The sequence below is a fragment of the Pseudarthrobacter sp. NamB4 genome (genome assembly GCF_005796185.1).
Lineage (GTDB): Bacteria > Actinomycetota > Actinomycetes > Actinomycetales > Micrococcaceae > Arthrobacter.
The window spans coordinates 13,235-30,097 of the sequence record NZ_VAHM01000012.1 but is presented as its reverse complement, the minus strand read 5'-3'; the positions used below and the strand labels follow the sequence as shown (position 1 = coordinate 30,097).

Annotated in this window: 12 protein-coding genes; 4 read left to right on the top strand and 8 right to left on the bottom strand. The window is 66.9% G+C overall.

Annotated elements, in window-relative coordinates:
- Window positions 1-2: 2 nt before the first annotated feature.
- Complete coding sequence (locus FDW81_RS12325) at window positions 3-521, top strand: DinB family protein (RefSeq protein ID WP_138134486.1); 519 nt, start codon at window positions 3-5, stop codon at window positions 519-521.
- Here the strand turns inward: FDW81_RS12325 and cydD are convergent.
- Genes cydD through FDW81_RS12310 form a run of 3 tightly spaced genes read right to left on the bottom strand, consistent with a single transcriptional unit; the run spans window position 503 to window position 6,829 of the window.
- Window positions 503-4,150: a thiol reductant ABC exporter subunit CydD gene (gene cydD, locus FDW81_RS12320; RefSeq protein WP_138134485.1), complete on the bottom strand. Its 3,648-nt coding sequence runs from the start codon at window positions 4,148-4,150 to the stop codon at window positions 503-505. The genes FDW81_RS12325 and cydD overlap by 19 nt on opposite strands.
- 1 nt (window position 4,151) lies before the next feature.
- Entirely contained in the window at window positions 4,152-5,201 is a 1,050-nt protein-coding gene (cydB, locus tag FDW81_RS12315; RefSeq protein WP_138134484.1) for a cytochrome d ubiquinol oxidase subunit II, read from the bottom strand.
- Window positions 5,202-5,224: 23 nt separating this feature from the next.
- Window positions 5,225-6,829, bottom strand: coding sequence for a cytochrome ubiquinol oxidase subunit I (locus FDW81_RS12310; protein ID WP_138134569.1), 1,605 nt, complete (start codon window positions 6,827-6,829; stop codon window positions 5,225-5,227).
- A 271-nt stretch (window positions 6,830-7,100) separates the two neighbouring features.
- On the opposite strand from FDW81_RS12310, the gene FDW81_RS12305 reads away from it, so the two are divergent.
- Together FDW81_RS12305 and FDW81_RS12300 are read left to right on the top strand one after the other, a co-directional pair.
- On the top strand, window positions 7,101-7,487 hold the full coding sequence (locus FDW81_RS12305) for a BlaI/MecI/CopY family transcriptional regulator (RefSeq protein WP_138134483.1): 387 nt from the start codon (window positions 7,101-7,103) through the stop codon (window positions 7,485-7,487).
- A gap of 6 nt (window positions 7,488-7,493) precedes the next feature.
- Window positions 7,494-8,483: a M56 family metallopeptidase gene (locus FDW81_RS12300; RefSeq protein ID WP_138134482.1), complete on the top strand. Its 990-nt coding sequence runs from the start codon at window positions 7,494-7,496 to the stop codon at window positions 8,481-8,483.
- A 25-nt stretch (window positions 8,484-8,508) separates the two neighbouring features.
- On the opposite strand, the gene FDW81_RS12295 is transcribed toward FDW81_RS12300, so the two are convergent.
- Entirely contained in the window at window positions 8,509-10,617 is a 2,109-nt protein-coding gene (locus FDW81_RS12295) for a type IIA DNA topoisomerase subunit B (protein ID WP_138134481.1), read from the bottom strand.
- A 256-nt stretch (window positions 10,618-10,873) separates the two neighbouring features.
- On the opposite strand from FDW81_RS12295, the gene FDW81_RS12290 reads away from it, so the two are divergent.
- Window positions 10,874-11,095, top strand: a complete 222-nt coding sequence (locus FDW81_RS12290; protein WP_138134480.1) for a hypothetical protein — start codon at window positions 10,874-10,876, stop codon at window positions 11,093-11,095.
- 219 nt (window positions 11,096-11,314) lie between these two features.
- Here the strand turns inward: FDW81_RS12290 and FDW81_RS12285 are convergent, their stop codons facing one another.
- The 4 genes from FDW81_RS12285 to FDW81_RS12270 form a co-directional block, all read right to left on the bottom strand.
- A complete protein-coding gene (locus FDW81_RS12285; RefSeq protein ID WP_138134479.1) occupies window positions 11,315-12,637 on the bottom strand; it encodes an RNA polymerase sigma factor in 1,323 nt (440 codons plus the stop codon).
- A 273-nt stretch (window positions 12,638-12,910) separates the two neighbouring features.
- On the bottom strand, window positions 12,911-14,218 hold the full coding sequence (locus tag FDW81_RS12280) for a DUF4192 domain-containing protein (protein ID WP_138134478.1): 1,308 nt from the start codon (window positions 14,216-14,218) through the stop codon (window positions 12,911-12,913).
- A gap of 101 nt (window positions 14,219-14,319) precedes the next feature.
- Window positions 14,320-15,666 carry a nitrate/nitrite transporter gene (locus FDW81_RS12275; protein ID WP_138134477.1) on the bottom strand — a complete coding sequence of 449 codons (1,347 nt, stop codon included), beginning with the start codon at window positions 15,664-15,666 and terminating at the stop codon, window positions 14,320-14,322.
- Window positions 15,667-15,734: 68 nt separating this feature from the next.
- On the bottom strand, window positions 15,735-16,673 hold the full coding sequence (locus FDW81_RS12270) for a proteasome assembly chaperone family protein (RefSeq protein ID WP_138134476.1): 939 nt from the start codon (window positions 16,671-16,673) through the stop codon (window positions 15,735-15,737).
- Window positions 16,674-16,863 lie beyond the last annotated feature (190 nt).

Genomic DNA, 16,863 nt, shown 5'->3' with positions numbered 1-16,863 from the left:
GCATGCCTATCGTTCCTGATGAAAAGGACTGGACCTGGGTCCTGACGCGTCCCTGCCCGGAGTGCTCGTTCGATGCCTCCGCGGTGACACCGTCAACGGTCCCCGGAAGCATTAAAAACATGCTGCCGCGCTGGCGGGCCGTCCTCCGCAGGCCCGGCGCCGTGGAACGCCCCAACGACCACACCTGGTCCCCGCTGGAGTACGCCTGCCATGTCCGGGACGTGTTCAGCCTCTTCGACCAGCGCCTGAACCTCATGCTGGATTCGGACGACGCAAGATTCGACAACTGGGACCAGGACCAGACGGCCATCGACAAGGACTATGCCACCGCTGACCCGGCAGTGGTGAGCGCCGAGATCACGGCCGAGGGCAGGCAGGCGGCCGACTCATTCGCCCGCGTCGGGGAATCGGAGTGGGGCCGGAAGGGGCTGCGCAGCAACGGCTCGGAATTCACGGTCCTCACGCTGGCCCAGTATTTCCTGCACGACGTGGTCCACCACCTTCACGACGTGGACGGCTGAGCTTCCCCAGAAACCGTGGCGGCATAGGCCGGCGCCGCTCCGTGAACCGGCTGCCGGGCACCCTCCCATGCACCGGCGGGCAGATCCAGCCGCGCATCCTCCGGCAGGATATCTGCCGGGTTATGGGTCACCAGGACAACCGTACGGCTGCGCAGTCCCGCCCGCAGGTCCGCCAGCATCGTTTCGGCGGACTCCGCATCCAGGTGGGCCGTCGGTTCGTCCAGCAGGATCACCTCCGCCCCGGTCATCAGGGTGCGCGCCACGGCCAGGCGCTGGCGCTCTCCCCCGCTCAGGAACGCCCCGCCCGGACCGATCCGGGTGTCCAGGCCGGCCGGAAGCCGCTCCACCAGGCTGCTGAGCCCCACGGCGGCAAGCACCTCCAGCAGTTCCGCGTCGCTTCCAGCCCGGCCATTGTTGCCGGTTCCGCCGTTGGCGGCTCCGCCGGCGGCAGTTCCGTCAGTGCCGGAGGGCCTGCCCAGCAGCAGGTTGCCGCGGATGGTCGAGTCAAAGAGATGCGCCTCCTGTGGACACCAGGCAGCCCGGCCCGTCACCCGGACCCGGCCCGCCGCAGGGGGAAGGAAGCCCAGCAGGACCGAAAGCAGCGTGGACTTTCCGGAGCCGGAAGGCCCGGTAATCGCCAGCCACCGGCCCGGTTCCGCCACTGCATCCAGCCCGGAAAACACCGGTTCCCCGCCCGGCCACGCTGCTGACAGCCGCTCAAGTTCCACGCCGGGAACGCCGCCGCGGCGGGCCGGCACGCCGTGCAGCCCGTCAGTGGAAGTGCCCGCCGCACCCGCCGGAACAGGATCGAGGGCACCGGACTCTGCCACCCGCCGCAGGACGGTCCGCAGCGCCGGAGACTGGCGCACCGCCGTCGTCATGGCGGCAAAGGGTTCCACCAGGGCGAGGAGCAGCAGCACTATGACAGCGGCGGTGGCGGGGGCAAGCCGGCCGTCGAGCACTGCGGGAGCTGCCAGCCAGGCGGCAGCGAGGGACGCTGCACCGCAGGAGGCAGTGGTGACCGCATGGCCCAGGCCGTCCGCCCAGGCCGACCGCTGGGAGGCGCGGGTGGCGTCCCGGTCCTGCGTACGCAGCCCTTGGAGGACGGGGAAAGCAACTCCGTTGGCCTGCAGCTCGGCGCGGGCATCCAGGGCTGCCGATATGCGGCGAAGGACGCCCGATCTCAGAACCTGCTCCGCACTGGCAGACTTCCGGTCCGCCCACAGGGCCATGGCGGGCGCCAGGATGAGGCTGACAGCAACGGCCGCCAGGACGGCCGGAACCGCTGCCGGCACCAGCAGCCAGGTTGCGGCCATGCCCAGTGCGGCCACGGCTGCGGCGGTGACGGGCGGCAGCACAACGCGGGGCAGGAGATCACGGACGGTGTCGACGTCGTCGATCACCGTGCCCAGGACGTTTCCGCCCTGAAGCAGGCGGCGCAGCGCCAGGGCCCTGCGGCTCAGGGACTCCCACAGCCGCCCGCGGAGCCTTGTGAGCGCGGCAAAGACCGCATCGTGAAGGAGCAGCCGTTCGCAGTAGCGCAGCACTGCCCGGCCAATCCCGAAGAACCGCACCCCCACAATCGCTGTCAGCAGGTACAGGATGGGCGGCTGTTCGCTGGCCCGGATGATCAGCCAGCCGGACAGCCCGGACAGCGCGACGGCGAAGACAGCGGCGAGCGTGCCCACCAGGGCAGCCGCTGCGAACTTGCCCCGCACCGGCACCAGGAGCGCTGCGAGGAGGCGGGCTGTTGCGGTTTTGTCTCCGCGGTTGACCGGGACACGGGCATCCGCGCCGCGGGCAGCGGAGGTACCTGCACCGGAGGCAGTGGCGACGGAGGCAGTGGCGACGGCGGCCTTGCTGGCGGCCGCGCCTCGGTCTCCGGCGGCAGCGGTTCCCGGTGAACCTTCCGCCGCAGCGGCGGTTTCCCTAAGGCCGGGGGTGGCAGGCCGACCTGCAGCGGCTGCCCCGTAGCCTGCGGTCTGACCCTTGGCAGGGCCGTGCGCTCCACCGGACGCGGCCTGCTGTCCGCCGGCCCCTACCGGCACCAACTGGTCCGCGAGGTTGCGGGTGCGCTCATTGTGCGCCACCAGGATGGTGGTGACGCGGCCACGGAGTTTGCTGATGGCTTCCTCAACCACCAGCGCCGACGCCTTGTCCAGGTGGGCGGTGGGTTCGTCGAGGAGCAAAACCGTCGCGCCGGCCTCGATCCTGGCGAGCCCACGTGCCAGCGCCACCCTCCGCTGCTCGCCCGGGCTCAGCTCAGCAGGGTGCTGGTGGGCCAGGTGGCCGGCGCCGGCGCGGACAAGGCATGTGCGGGCTGCTGCTTCCACCCCGGAGTGGCCATGGGCTCCGCGGATGTTCCCGGAAAAGTAGAGCGCCACCTCGTCCAGGACAGTCTCCGCCAGCATCACGGGATGCTGCGGCACCCAGGCGAGCGCAGCGCGGTCCAGGCCTTTGATGGTGCCGGTAACTTCGGTGCCGGCCCCGTCCCCTATCGTCCCGGCCAAAACGCCCAGGACGCTGCTCTTTCCCGCGCCGCTGGCTCCATCCAGGGCGGTGATCCTTCCCTGCGGAGCGGTGAAGCTGAGCGGGCCGACGGCGGGGCCGCGCCTTCCGCTGTAGCTGACGGTGAGGCCGGCGACGCTGATGGGCGCGCCGGGCCTTCCCGGCTTGGCCGCCGGAAGCGGTGCCGGCTCCGGTGATTCCATCACCCGGTTCGTTTCGGCAAGGGCTACGCGGCCGTCGTCGCTGGCATGGTGGGCGGTGCCCAGTTCACGCAGAGGCAGATAGCAGTCCGGCGCTAGGATGAGGGCCAGCAGGCCGGCCTCGAGCGGCATGTCGCCGTGCACCAGGCGGACGCCGATGAAGACGGCCACCACGGCAACGGAGATGGTGGCGATCAGTTCCAGCGCCAGCGCCGACAGGAAGGCTGTCCGCAAGGTCCCCATGGTCCGGGACCGGTACTCCTCCGAGATCTCTTCCAGGGCCTTGCGCTGCGCCGTGGCCCGTCCGAGCCCCACCAGGACCGGCAGCCCCTTGGCCAGTTCGAGCATGTGGGCGGAGAGCCTGCCCAGGGTGCCCTGTGCTTCCCTGACGCTGTCCTCGGTGTACCTGCCGATCAGCACCATGAAGAGCGGCACGAGCGGCACCGTCAGGACAATCACCACGGCGCTGACCCAATCGGCGAACAGGGTCCGGGCGCCCAGCAGCAGCGGGATTGCGGCGCAATTTACCAGGGCCGGAAGGAACTGCGTGTAGTAGCTGTCCAGCGCGTCCAGGCCGCGCGTGGCCAGAACTGCCAGGCCGCCGTCAGTGGGGCCCCTCCCCCGGCCGCCGCTCCGCAGCGACCTTTCCAGCAGCCCGGCACGGAGCTCCTCCTTGGTGCCCAGGGCCGCCCGGCGCGCTGCTACGGCCTGCCCCCAGACGGCCAGGGAGCGCAGGACCACGCCGGCAACCCCGGGCAGTACCTGGCTGTCCCAGTCCGGAGTTCCTGCCGCCAGGCCCGCCAGCGCGGAAGCCACGGCCTGGCCCACCAGGACCAGCGACAACGCCTTCAGCGCTGCCAGCAGCCCGAGCAGGTAGATGGCGGAACGGGTGGCTGGACCTGGAGGGAAGCTTGGCCGCATGTCAGCCCTTCGCGGTGAACGCCTTGGCGGCGATGGCCGGCAGGAAGCTGTGCGCTTCCGGGATATGGGCTGCACTCACGCGGCGGCGGAAAACCCAGTAGGTCCATGCCTGGTAGGCGATGACCAAAGGGAGGCCGAAGGCGGCCACAACACTCATAAGCCCCAGAGTGTAGTCCGAGGACGAAGCGTTGGAAATGGTCAGGTCAAACGCGCTGTCCAGGGTGGAGGGCAGCACCACGGGGAAGACGGCGCCAAAGATGGAGGCCGTGCCGAGGACCAGAAAGGCACCCAGGGCAAGGAAGGCCTTGCCCTCGGCTGCCCTCCTGGCAAGGTTCCAGGCAGCGGCCGCCGCGGCCACGGCGAGCAGGACCAGCGCCCAGGTCCACGGCTTGCCATCCAGGACCTGGATGCTGAGGGCCCAGCCGGCGATGGGCAGCAGCAGGACCGGAAGCAACCGGACGAACCACCGTCGTGCCCGGCGCCGGACCTCGCCGTCGGTCTTCAACGCCAGGAAGGCAAGGGCGTGCACCAGCGAGAAGCCCGCCACGGCCAGCCCGCCCAGCACCGCGTAACCGCTGAACCAGGCGAGGGGGCCGCCTTCACGGTCACCGTTGGCGTTGAGGGGAAGCCCGGTGGTGGTGAGGGCCAGGGCAGCGCCCACCCCGAAGGCTGCGAAGAAGGAACCCAGGGCAATGGCCCAGTCCCAGCGCGCACGCCACTGGTCGTTGTCCACCTTGCCCCGGTATTCGAAGGCCACCGCACGGAAAATCAGGGCGACCAGCACCACCAGCAGCGGGAGGTAGAGGGCCGAAAACAGCGAGGCGTACCAGAGTGGAAAGGCAGCAAAGGTGGCGCCGCCTGCCGTCAGGAGCCACACCTCGTTGCCGTCCCAGACCGGGCCGATGGTGCTCAGCAGGACCCTGCGATCAGTGTTGTTTCGGGCGAAAAGCTTCATGAGCATTCCGACGCCGAGATCGAAGCCCTCCAGGAAGAGGTACCCGGTCCACAGCACCGCGATGGCGATGAACCAGATGGTTGGCAGCAGTTCCATTCTTCGTTTCCTCTGTGCTCGGCTTAGTAGGCGAAGGCCAGGACGTCGTCGGCGGGCTTGGCGCCGCCGGAACCTCCGGATCCGGGGGTAGCGTCCTCGTTCTCATCGACGGGTGCGTGGACCAGTTCGGGCATTGCGGAGACCACGCCGCCGCGGATGTACTTGACCAGCAGCTTGACCTCGACCACCAGCAGGATTGCGTAGACCGATGTCAGCGCAACCATCGACGCCAGCAGCTCCCCGGCCGTGACCCCCGGCGAGACGGCGGCGGCCGTGAACATGAAAACCTGGTCAATGCCGTTGGGGTCGGGGTTGGGGGCCACTACAAAGGGCTGCCGGCCCATCTCGGTAAAGATCCAGCCTGCTGCGTTGGCGCCGAAGGGGGCAAGGATGCCGAAGACGGCCAGCCGCATGAGCCACGGGGACTCCGGGACGGTTCCCTTCCGGGTAAGCCAAAGGGACACCAGGGCTGCCAGCGCCGCGAGGCCGCCGAAGCCGATCATCATGCGGAAGCCCCAGTAGGTGACCTCCATGACCGGCAGGTAGTCGATCTCTTGGCCGGCACGCTCGCCATAGATGGGGTTGTCCGGAAGATGGGTTCCGTAGGCTTCCTGGTACTGGGGCAGGAGGCTGTTGACGCCCTGCACCTCGGTGGTGAAGTCGCCCTTGGCAAGGTAGGACAGGATGCCCGGGACTTCGATCAGCGCAACAATGTCGTCGCAGCTCTGGGAACCGAGGTTGCCCACACTCAAGACGGAGAACCCGGTGCCGTCGTGGCAGGCGGCTTCCGCAGCCGCCATTTTCATGGGCTGCTGTTCGAACATCAGCTTGCCCTGGAGGTCACCGGTAATGGCGGTGCCCGCAAAGGAAATCATAGCCACCACTGCGCCGATGCGGAGGGACCGGAGCCAGACCTTGTGGTCGTCGCGGTCTCGGCCGGGGATGTCTGGCGCTTCACCAGCGATCACCTTGCCGTCCGCGCCCACCGTGTCGACGCCGTCGTGACGCCTCCGCCAGAGGTGGTACCAGGCGATGCCCAGCAGGAAACCGCCTGCGACCGCCAGTGCGCCGAACAGCGTATGGGGCACGGCCACGAGTGCCGTGTTGTTGGTGAAAACTGCCCAGGCATCGGTCATGACCGGCCGGCCATCCACCATCTCCACCCCCACGGGGTGCTGCATCCAGCTGTTGGCCACGATGATGAAGTAGGCAGAGAACACCGAGCCGATGACGGCGATCCAGAGGCAGGCCAGGTGGATGGCCGGCTTGAGCTGCTTCCACCCAAAAATCCACAGGCCCAGGAACGTTGACTCGACGAAGAAGGCGAGCAGCGCCTCCAGTGCCAGCGGGGCGCCGAAGACGTCGCCCACAAACCGGCTGTACTCGCTCCAGGCCATGCCGAACTGGAACTCCTGCACGATGCCGGTGGCCACGCCCATGATGAAGTTAATGAGGAAGAGCTTTCCCCAGAACTTGGTCATGCGCAGGTATGCCGGGTTGCCGGTGCGGTGCCAGGCGGTCTGGATCACGGCGACCACCAGCCCTAGGCCGATGGTCAGCGGGACCATCATGAAGTGGTAGACGGTGGTGATACCGAATTGCCAGCGTGCGATTTCCAGCGCGTCCATAGCGTCCAAGGCGGGTCCCTCGTGTCGGCGGAATGCGGGTCTTCTACGTTTTGTAGAACTCCAACTTCTACCGAGTGTAGAACAACTTCCGCTGCAGTGTAAAAGTGATGTCGGCTTCCGTCCGGCCCGCGGCGCGGCGCGCAGCCGCTTGTTCTACCCAATGTAGAAAGAAGCGGGATTTCGGGGTAAATTTGTTTCTGTAGCTTAAGAATTCGCGTGCAGTCGCCGGCAGCCTTGAGGCTGGCGGCGCGGGGAACAAAGGAAGAGTGCAATGGCTAGTCTTGGTGAACTGGAACGGGCAGTGATGGACCTGCTCTGGGCGGGCCAGGGAGCAGCCACCGCCAACACCCTGCGGGACCGGTTGGCGCAGACGTCCGCCGGCCAGGGCGGTGCGGGAGGGCATGAGGGCAAGGAACTTGCCGTCACCACTGTGCTGACCGTGCTCTCACGGCTGGAAAAGAAGGGCCTGGTCGAGCGCGAACGCGGCACCCGCCCCCACCGCTACCAGGCCGTGTCCAGCCGCGAGGACCACACCGCGGAACTGATGCATGAGGTGCTGGGATCCGCTCCGGACCGCGAGGCTGTGCTGGCACGCTTCATTGGATCCGTTTCCGAGGGTGAAGCCGAGACTCTGCGCAAACTGCTGGGCCACCTCTAACGGATTATGTTCTGGGCCTCATACCTGCTGGCGGTCCTAGCGATAGTCCTGGCGTGGCCGGTGCCTATCCTGCTGTCACGGGCGAAGTGGCCCGCCCGCTCACCGTTCACTGCCATGCTCCTCTGGCAGGCGATTGCGCTGGCCGGTGGGCTGTCAATGATCGGCGCCATGCTCGTGTACGGCCTCGAACCGATCGGCGACAACCTGATCGCCGGGCTGCGGGCACTGGCGGGAATGGTGCTTTTCAATGCCCCCACCACCGCCCTGGGGTTTTGGCATATCTTTGCCCTGTCGGCTGCCGCTCTGCTCACCGCGCACCTGGTGTTCACCCTCCTGCTGACCTACTACAAAATTGAGCGGCAGCGGCGGCGGCACCGCGAACTGCTGGCCCTGCTGGCCTCGCCCTCAGCTGAGAGAGCCGGAACCCTGGTGATCAGCCACGACTCCCCCGTGGCCTACTGCCTCCCCGGCGGCGCGCGCTCCGTCACGGTACTGTCCGATGGCCTGATGGCGGCCCTTGAGCCCGCCGAACTGCGTGCCGTCCTGATCCACGAGAACGCGCACCTGAGCCAGCGGCACCACCTGCTCCTGTGGGCCTTTGCAGCATGGCGGCAGGCCCTGCCCTGGCTGCCCACCACCCGCCTCGCCCAGGAGGCAGTGAACTCGCTGATCGAGATGCTGGCCGACGACGTCGCCCTGAAAACCGAAAGCAAGGCCACGCTGATCAAAGCCATCGCCATCGTGGCCAGCGGATCGGCCGCGGACACCGGGAGGGCCGAACTGCGTGCCGGGGCCTCCAGCCCTGCACTTGCCGGACTTGAAACCGCGGGCACCTCCGGCTCGGACTCTGCCCGCACCACGGCCTCCCGGGTCAGCCGGCTGCTGTCGCCCCAACCCGAGCTTCCGGCGGCCGTCCGCAGCCTCGTCCTGGCCGGTTGCGCACTGCTGCTGGCACTGCCCACGGCGCTGCTGGTGGTGCCGGGTTTGCTGGGCTGATTCCCGCCGTCCGCCCCCGCCGCCCTTAGGCGTCGATGCGCTCCCGGTCCAGGCTGGATGCTCCCGCGATGATGAAGTCCTTGCGCGGGGACACGTCGGAACCCATCAGCAGGTCAAAGATCTCCTCCGCCTGCTTCGCGTTCTCGATGCCCACCTTCCGCAGGGTGCGGTGCCGCGGGTCCATGGTGGTCTCGGCCAGCTGTTCGGCATCCATTTCACCCAGGCCCTTGTACCGCTGGATGGGCTCCTTGTACCGCTTGCCCTCCTTCGCAAGCCGCGCAAGCAGCACGTGCAGCTCGGCCTCCGAGTACGTGTAAATCATCTCGTTGGCCTTCTGCCCCTGGTTGATGACCTCCACCCGGTGCAGCGGGGGTACGGCGGCAAAGACCCTGCCCTCGTCGATCATGGGACGCATGTAGCGGAAAAAGAGGGTCAGCAGGAGGGTACGGATGTGCGCGCCGTCCACGTCGGCATCCGTCATCAGGATGACCTTGCCGTAGCGCGCGGCGCTGATATCGAAGCTACGGCCGGAACCGGCGCCCACCACCTGGATCAGAGCCGCGCATTCGGCGTTGGAAAGCATGTCCCCCACCGAGGCCTTCTGGACGTTGAGGATTTTGCCCCGGATGGGCAGCAGCGCCTGGAAGTCGGAGGACCGCGCCAGTTTGGCAGTGCCCAGCGCCGAGTCGCCTTCCACGATGAACAGTTCCGAACGTTCGACGTCGTCCGTCCGGCAGTCTGCCAGCTTGGTAGGCATCGAGGAAGTCTCCAGCGCGTTCTTCCGCCGCTGGGTTTCCTTGTGCACGCGGGCAGAGATGCGGGACTTCATCTCGCTGACGATTTTTTCCAGCAGCAGGGCCGACTGGGCTTTGTCGTTCCGGTTTGCAGAACTGAGCTTCGCGCTGATCTCGCGTTCCACCACTTTGGAGACAATGGCGCGCACGGCCGAGGTGCCGAGGATCTCCTTGGTCTGGCCCTCGAACTGCGGCTCAGCCAGGCGCACTGTCAGGACGGCCGTGAGGCCGGCAAAGATGTCGTCCTTCTCGATTTTGTCGTTGCCGGCCTTGAGCTTGCGGGCGTTGTTTTCCACTGCTTTGCGGAAGGTTTTGACCAGGGCCTGCTCAAAACCGGACTGATGCGTGCCGCCCTTAGGGGTGGAAATGATGTTGACGAAGCTCCGGACGGTGCTGTCATAGCCGATCCCCCAGCGCAGCGCCACGTCCACTTCACAGTCGCGCTCCACCTCTGCCAACTGGCTGTGGCCGCGCTCGTCCAGCACGGGAACCGTCTCCTTGAACTTCCCGGAACCGTGCAGCCGCCATACATCGGTGACTGCGGGGTCGGCGGCAAGGAACTCCACGAACTCGGAGATGCCGCCGTCATGATGGAAGACCTCCTCATGGGCACCCGCCTCGCCGGGGGTTCCCGGAATTTTCCGCTCGTCCCGCACGGTCAGTTTGAGGCCGGGCACCAGGAAGGACGTTTGCCGGGCGCGGGCTGCCAGGTCCTCGTAGGAAAACTTTGCGTCCGGGGTGAAGATCTGCCGGTCCGCCCAGTACCGGATACGGGTTCCGGTGACCCCGCGCTTGGCCTTGCCCACAACGTCGAGCACCGAGTCGTCCACGAAGGGGGTGAAGGGGGCCGCGGGATCCAGCCTGGAGCCGGTGTCCTTGAAGCGTCCGGGCTCGCCGCGCCGGAAGGACATCCTGTAGGTCTTGCCGCCACGGTCGACCTCAACGTCCAGGCGGGCGGACAGTGCGTTCACCACTGAGGCGCCCACACCGTGGAGCCCGCCCGAGGCCGTGTAGGAGCCGCCGCCGAATTTGCCGCCGGCATGGAGCTTGGTGAACACCACCTCGACGCCCGTCAGGCCGGTCTTGGGCTCCTTGTCGATGGGGATGCCGCGCCCGTCATCGTGGATCTCCACGGAGTTGTCCGCGTGAAGGATGATTTTGATGTCGTGTCCGAACCCGGCCAGGGCCTCGTCCACGGAGTTGTCGATAATTTCCCAGAGGCAGTGCATCAGCCCGCGGGAGTCGGTGGAACCGATGTACATGCCCGGGCGCTTGCGGACGGCTTCGAGGCCCTCCAAAACAGACAGGTGCCGGGCAGTGTAATCAGAACTTGGTGCCACTGGTGGTGAACTCCTTCAGGGACGGATGAAACGGGCGCCGAAGCGCTCCTTCTAGGGTAGTCGGCTCCGCCGCGGAGGGCCGGGTGCCACACCTGGCGGACGGTGTGGACCACGCCACCCGGGCGGTTACGACGGCGGCTGCGCAGTTCTTGAGCCAACGTTGCGGATACGCGCACAGCGAACTTGCCCCATCCTTGCGATGGTTTTGTTACGAATGCTGGTTATATAGACGTACTGATCTACTAAGGAGGCCGACATGACAACAGCAGTGGCAGACCGCACACTCAATGCACTCGACCGGTGCGACCGTTGCGGAGCTCAGGCCTACGTCCGGGTTGTATTGGAGTCCTCCGGTGGTGAGCTGTTGTTCTGCGGCCACCACGCCCGTGCCGTCGAGGCGACTCTCAAGCCGTTGAGCTCCGACTGGCACGATGAGACGGCCAAGCTTCACGAGAAGGCAGCCGTAGAAATCGACTAGCGCGCTGAAGCTGTTGGGACCCCACCACATGGTGGGGTCCCAATTTTTTAACCGCCATCAAGTCCACGGCAGCGCATGCCGGCCGGCGCGCCCGGTTGTGCTTGCTGATCAGTGGACAAAAAACTGCCCGCCGGCCGCTGCAGCTTCTGGAAGCCGCAGCGGCCGGCGGGCCGCCTTATGGTGTCCTGCCGGGACGGCAGTCTTTAGTCCGGGCAGTCCCTAGTCCAGGTAATCCCGGAGCACCTGCGACCGCGAGGGGTGGCGGAGCTTGGACATGGTCTTTGATTCGATCTGCCGGATACGCTCGCGGGTGACGCCGTAGACCTTGCCGATTTCGTCTAAAGTCTTCGGCTGTCCGTCGGTCAGCCCGAAGCGCATCGCCACCACCCCCGCCTCGCGCTCGGAGAGGGTGTCCAGGACAGAGTGCAGCTGCTCCTGCAGGAGCGTAAAGCTCACGGCGTCCGCGGGAACCACGGCCTCGGAGTCCTCGATGAGGTCGCCGAACTCGGAGTCGCCGTCCTCCCCAAGCGGCGTGTGCAGCGAAATGGGCTCGCGGCCGTACTTCTGGACTTCGACGACCTTTTCGGGCGTCATGTCGAGTTCGAGCGCCAGCTCTTCGGGCGTGGGTTCGCGGCCGAGGTCCTGGAGCATCTGGCGCTGGACGCGGGCCAGCTTGTTGATGACTTCCACCATGTGCACCGGAATACGGATGGTGCGGGCCTGGTCAGCCATGGCGCGCGTGATGGCCTGGCGGATCCACCAGGTGGCGTAGGTGGAGAACTTGAAGCCCTTGGTGTAGTCGAACTTCTCCACGGCACGGATGAGGCCCAGGTTGCCCTCCTGGATGAGGTCAAGGAAGAGCATGCCGCGGCCGGTGTAGCGCTTGGCCAGCGAGACTACAAGGCGAAGGTTGGCCTCAAGCAGGTGGTTCTTGGCGCGCTTGCCGTCATGGATGATGAACTCAAGCTCGCGCCGGTACTTCGGATCCATGGAGCCGTCGTCCGCGTTAATCTTCTCTTCGGCAAACAGGCCGGCTTCGATCCGGAGGGCGAGGTCCACTTCCTGCTCGGCATTGAGCAGCGCAACCTTACCGATCTGCTTCAGGTAGTCCTTGACGGGGTCCGCGGTGGCGCCGGCCGACATGACCTGCTGGACAGGTGCGTCGTCGTCATCGGCGTCCGAGTAGACGAAACCCTTGCCCGAGCCGGCGGCTGCCTTGGCGGGATCCGCCTCGGCGTCGGCTTCTTCCTCAACAACATCAGGTGCTTCGAGGATGATGTCGTCAAGGTCTTCCTCAACTTCTTCGACGTCCTCGGTGTCAGTGTCACCGGCTGACTTTCCGGCAGCCTCGGCAGCTGCCTTCGCGCCCGGCTTGGGGCCGCGCTTCTTGGGCTCGCGCTTGCCGTCCGCTGCAGCCTCACCGGCTGAAGCCTTGTTGGCTGCCCGCGTAGCTGCCCGCTTGGCGTTGGTTGCAGCCTGCTTTTCCTCAGCGGACAGTTCGTCCTGGGCGGCGGGATCCTTCTTCGTGGAAGACGGGGTCACAGAAAACCTTTCTAGCGGTGGTCTGTGGAATCGCCATACGGGCAACACCACTATGACCCTGTCAAGTCCGTGGTGAAAACCAAGCGCCACCACGGCCGGCAGAGTCTTTAAGGACAACTGCCAGAGCCGCCGTAATGTTCCCCGAAAGGAGCACCTACCAGCACCCGATACACGGACCCAACCGGGTCTCGGCAACCATTGTCTCACGTTTCCCCGAATAGGACCTCCCCATGGGTCCCGGAACCCCCTGCCGCCCAGTTACTGGGCCCGCCGTCACTCAGCGTCCGGTCCGAATTTCTGCCAGGCTGCGTCCTTCCGCGAGGCCCACCCGCATAAAGTGCCGCGGCGGACCAGCTCCAGCAGCAACCCGGCCAGGCGGTAGCCGGGCTCAATCTCAAGGGCCTCGCCGAGGAAGGCGGCCGCATAGGAGCCGCGTCCCCGGCACCACGCGATCCAGCCCCTTCCAGTCAGCGCGGCCGCCGCCGGCGCCCCGCCTGGCAAGGCGAGCTGCCCCAGGACAAGATCCAGGGAGTCCAGCGTCGGCCACTGCGGCACCGCCGGCGCCTGCCCCATCAGGACCTCACCATAGCCTGGCGTTCCGGGCCCATGGCCTGGCGTTTCCGGCAGGCCGGCGGGCATCAGCAGGCTTTCCCGGTCAACATCCATATCGCCGGCGGCCATGGCGAAGGATGGAGGGCCGCAGTCACGCGATCCGACCGGAACTGTTTCCCTGCCGGCGTCTTCCGCTGGAGGCTCCAGCGGGTTCAGCTCCACATCGCCGGCGAAGATCCCAAATTCCTCGGCCCCGGCCGTGGCGGCCGCTTTCCCTGCCGCAGCCATCACCAGGACCGCGTCACGCCATGCGGGCACCAGGAGCGTAGCCCGAAGAAAGGCGGCAGAGTGCACCGGCGGCCGCCCAGGATCCGCGGGGCGGCGGGCCAGCGCCGCTTCCCACTGCCGCAGCACTGCGTTGAACTGCGGCCGGCTCTGCCGCCGCAGGTCCAACTGGGCCGACCACACGACCTCGGCCTCCAGCACTGCGTCGCTGTGGATGGCGGACAATGGTCCGGGCGCGGACCGGTCCTCAGGCGGCGGACCTACGCTGCTTCCCCGGTAGACCATCTCCGTGCTGAGCAGGCTGTCCCGAATCTGCTGGATGGGACGGCCCGGCAGGGGGCAGCACGACACATCGATGCACCAGGCGTCCCGCCAGTAGTCTTTTCCGACATACCAGGCTTCCCGGACCGGCAATCCGGCCCTTTCCAGCATGGAGTCCAGGCCGGCCAGCAAACCGTCGTACATGGATGGCGCCGCCGCCCCGCCGTTGCCCGTGAAGATCGCCAGCAAGGTGCCATCGGCTTCCTTGTCCGCCTCAAGGTAGCGCCGGACGGCCCGCAGGTATTTTGACGGTGCCGCCAGGACATCGCGGTCCGGCAGGTCAAGCCGCAGGGTGGCCCCGAGACTCTTGCCCTGCAGCGTCATGGCAACCAAGCTGTTGGCTGGCCAATATCCCAGCGAGTGGGGAATGAAGCCCAGGATGTCTTCCGGTCCGCGCACTGTGAGGCGTTCTGAAGGTGTCATGGCTCAAGCATTCGCCGCCTGCGCGCCCTGGTTAAGGGCCGAATGCTGCTATGTGGGCAAGCCGGCACTAAGTGGGTAAATCCGGCTGTGGAGGACCAGTATCAGAGTTCCTTCGCGGACGCCTGCCTGCGCCGGGCAAGGCTTTCCCGGCGCTGGCGGGCCAGGGCGGTCCGAAGCGGCGGGACCACAACACCCTGGGCAGCCATCTGCCGGCGGACCTTGCGCCGGCACACCAGCATGGCTGCCGCACCAAAGCCAAGCAGGAGGAACTGGATGCTCAAAGCAATCCGGAACGGGTCCAGCCCGTACAGCACTCCATTGGAGAAGCCGCCCGCATACAGGACGTCGAGCACCAGGCCGATCAGGAAGATCGCGACCAGGGCGGCAATGAACCCGCCCACGTTGACTATGCCGGTGGCGGTACCGATCCGGTGTGCGGGATTGAAGGTCCGCGCGAAGTCGAAGCCGATCATGGAGCCGGGTCCGCCGATGGCCAGGACCACCACCAGCCCTGCCAGCAGCCACAAGGGCGACCGCCCGGGGGTCAGCAGGACAGCGGCCCATGCTCCCGCGGTGGCCCCGGCGATCAGCAGGACCATGGTGGAGCGCCGCAACGGATGCCTCGAAACAAACCGCCCGATGAACGGACCCACGGCCATCGCGGCGGCGACGTAAAGCGCCATGAGGGCAGCCACGGTTCCGGTGTCCAGTCCCTGGCCCGAAATAAGGAAGGGGTAGCCCCACGTCATCGCGAACACCGTGCCGCTGAACTGGATGGTGAAGTGGCTCCACAACCCCAGCCGGGTACCCGGCTGGCGCCACGCCCGCCCCAGCGATGCACCGGTGGCCCTGAGCCCCTGCCGGGCCTGCGGCCGCTCCGTGCCCGGCGGGACGTCCTGCAGGAGTACCAGGACCAGGACGACGGCGAGAGCCGACATCCCGGCCAGCATCAGGAATGCGGGGGTCCAGCCGGAGAGATGCAGGACGAAGGCAAACGGGATGACGCTGAACAGCTGTCCCAGCTGGCCTGACATGCCGGTCAGCTGGGTCACCAGCGGCACCCTGGCAGGAGCGAACCATAGCGGAATCAGGCGGATGACCGAAATGAAGGTCATGGCGTCCCCAGCACCTACCAGGACCCGCCCGGCCACTCCCCCGGGAATGCTGTCCGCGAAGGCCAGCTGCAGCTGGCCCAGTCCCATCAGGACCGCCCCGCCGGCAATCATGGCCCGGGAGCCGAACCTGTCCACCAGCAGGCCGACGGGGATCTGGAGCCCTGCGTATACAAGGAGCTGCAGGACGGTGAAGAACGAGATGGCCGAGGCGCTGGCATGGAACCGCTCGGTGGCTTCCAGGCCCACGACACCAAAGGACGTGCGCTGCGCCACGGCCACCAGGTACCCGAATATTCCAATGGTCCAGATAAGCCAGGCGCGGGGTGCAGTCACCACTTCATTATGCCCGGACGGCCCGCCGGCCCGGACGGCCCGCCGGCCCGGGCAGCAGCCGGCTGCAGCTACTGCCCGGGGTTTTCGCGGGCGAGGTAGGCCTCCACTGCGGCGCCGAGGTCGTCGGCGTTGGGCAGCTCGTCATTTTCGTCCGCGAGGAGCGAGCGCCGTACGATGCCGTCGGCCTTTTCGTCGTACCGCGTCTCAAGGCGGGCCACCACCTGCTGCACGTCCTCCGACGCATCGATCTGCTGGGCGATCTGCCGGCTGACTTCGCGGCCGGCCTCGCGGAGCCTGTCCGTGGGCAGCATCAGCGAGGTGGCCGCGCCGAGGTATTCAAGGCCTGCGACGGCGGCAATGGGGTACTCCGCCTCCGCCAGGTAGTGGGGCACATGGATGACGTAACCGGCCACGTTGCGCCCGGCTTCCACCAGGCGGAGCTCCAGGATATGCCCCACGGCTGCCGGGACTTCCACCGTTGGCTTCCAGACCGAGATACCCTCAATCAGCTCCGGCCGGTTGCCGTGCACGGTCACTCCTACGGGACGGGTGTGCGGCACGGGCATGGGGATGGAGTGGATCCAGGTGACGAGGTTGACATCCAGCTTCTCCACGATGCCCACCACGGCGCGGGCGAAACGCTCCCACTGGAGGTCAGGCTCGAAACCGGCGAGCAGCAGGAACGGGTTGCCCAGGCCGTCCTTGAGCCGGTACAGGGCCAGCCTCGGTTCCTGGTAGTCCTGCAGGTGGTCTTCGACGAAGGTCAGGTGCGGCCTGCGTGACCGGTAGTCGATCAGCTGGTCGGCGTCGAACACGGCTACGGGCTCGGCATCGAGCGAGTCCAGCAGCTCCGCGTTGATCTGCTTCACCACGTGCCCGGCGTCAGCGAATCCGGTGAAGCCCATCACCAGGTTCAGCCCGCGGAGCTCAGGGCTGTGGAACAGCCCGATGTTGCGCGCATAGAGCGCGTCGGGGTCCAGCAGGGAGCCGGAGATCCGTTCAAGCACGGCATGTTCCTTCCATAGGTGCGGTTTGGACACTCCTTACAACGCCGCGGCGCAGCACGGCATTCCAGCACACCGTGTGGCGCACATCTCACGAAATTTCACCCGGCGCGGCGGGGACGGGCTACGATCGGAACTGGCCTGCCAGACGGGCCGGCAGACCCCGGACTGCGTTCCGAACGGCCGTACCCGG

Bases quoted from the DNA above. Each gene is read 5' to 3' on its own strand.
- FDW81_RS12325 (WP_138134486.1), top strand. From the start codon at position 3: ATGCCTATCGTTCCTGATGAAAAGGACTGGACCTGGGTCCTGACGCGT.
- cydD (WP_138134485.1), bottom strand. From the start codon at position 4,150: ATGCGGCCAAGCTTCCCTCCAGGTCCAGCCACCCGTTCCGCCATCTAC.
- cydB (WP_138134484.1), bottom strand. From the start codon at position 5,201: ATGGAACTGCTGCCAACCATCTGGTTCATCGCCATCGCGGTGCTGTGG.
- FDW81_RS12310 (WP_138134569.1), bottom strand. From the start codon at position 6,829: ATGGACGCGCTGGAAATCGCACGCTGGCAATTCGGTATCACCACCGTC.
- FDW81_RS12305 (WP_138134483.1), top strand. From the start codon at position 7,101: ATGGCTAGTCTTGGTGAACTGGAACGGGCAGTGATGGACCTGCTCTGG.
- FDW81_RS12300 (WP_138134482.1), top strand. From the start codon at position 7,494: ATGTTCTGGGCCTCATACCTGCTGGCGGTCCTAGCGATAGTCCTGGCG.
- FDW81_RS12290 (WP_138134480.1), top strand. From the start codon at position 10,874: ATGACAACAGCAGTGGCAGACCGCACACTCAATGCACTCGACCGGTGC.
- FDW81_RS12280 (WP_138134478.1), bottom strand. From the start codon at position 14,218: ATGACACCTTCAGAACGCCTCACAGTGCGCGGACCGGAAGACATCCTG.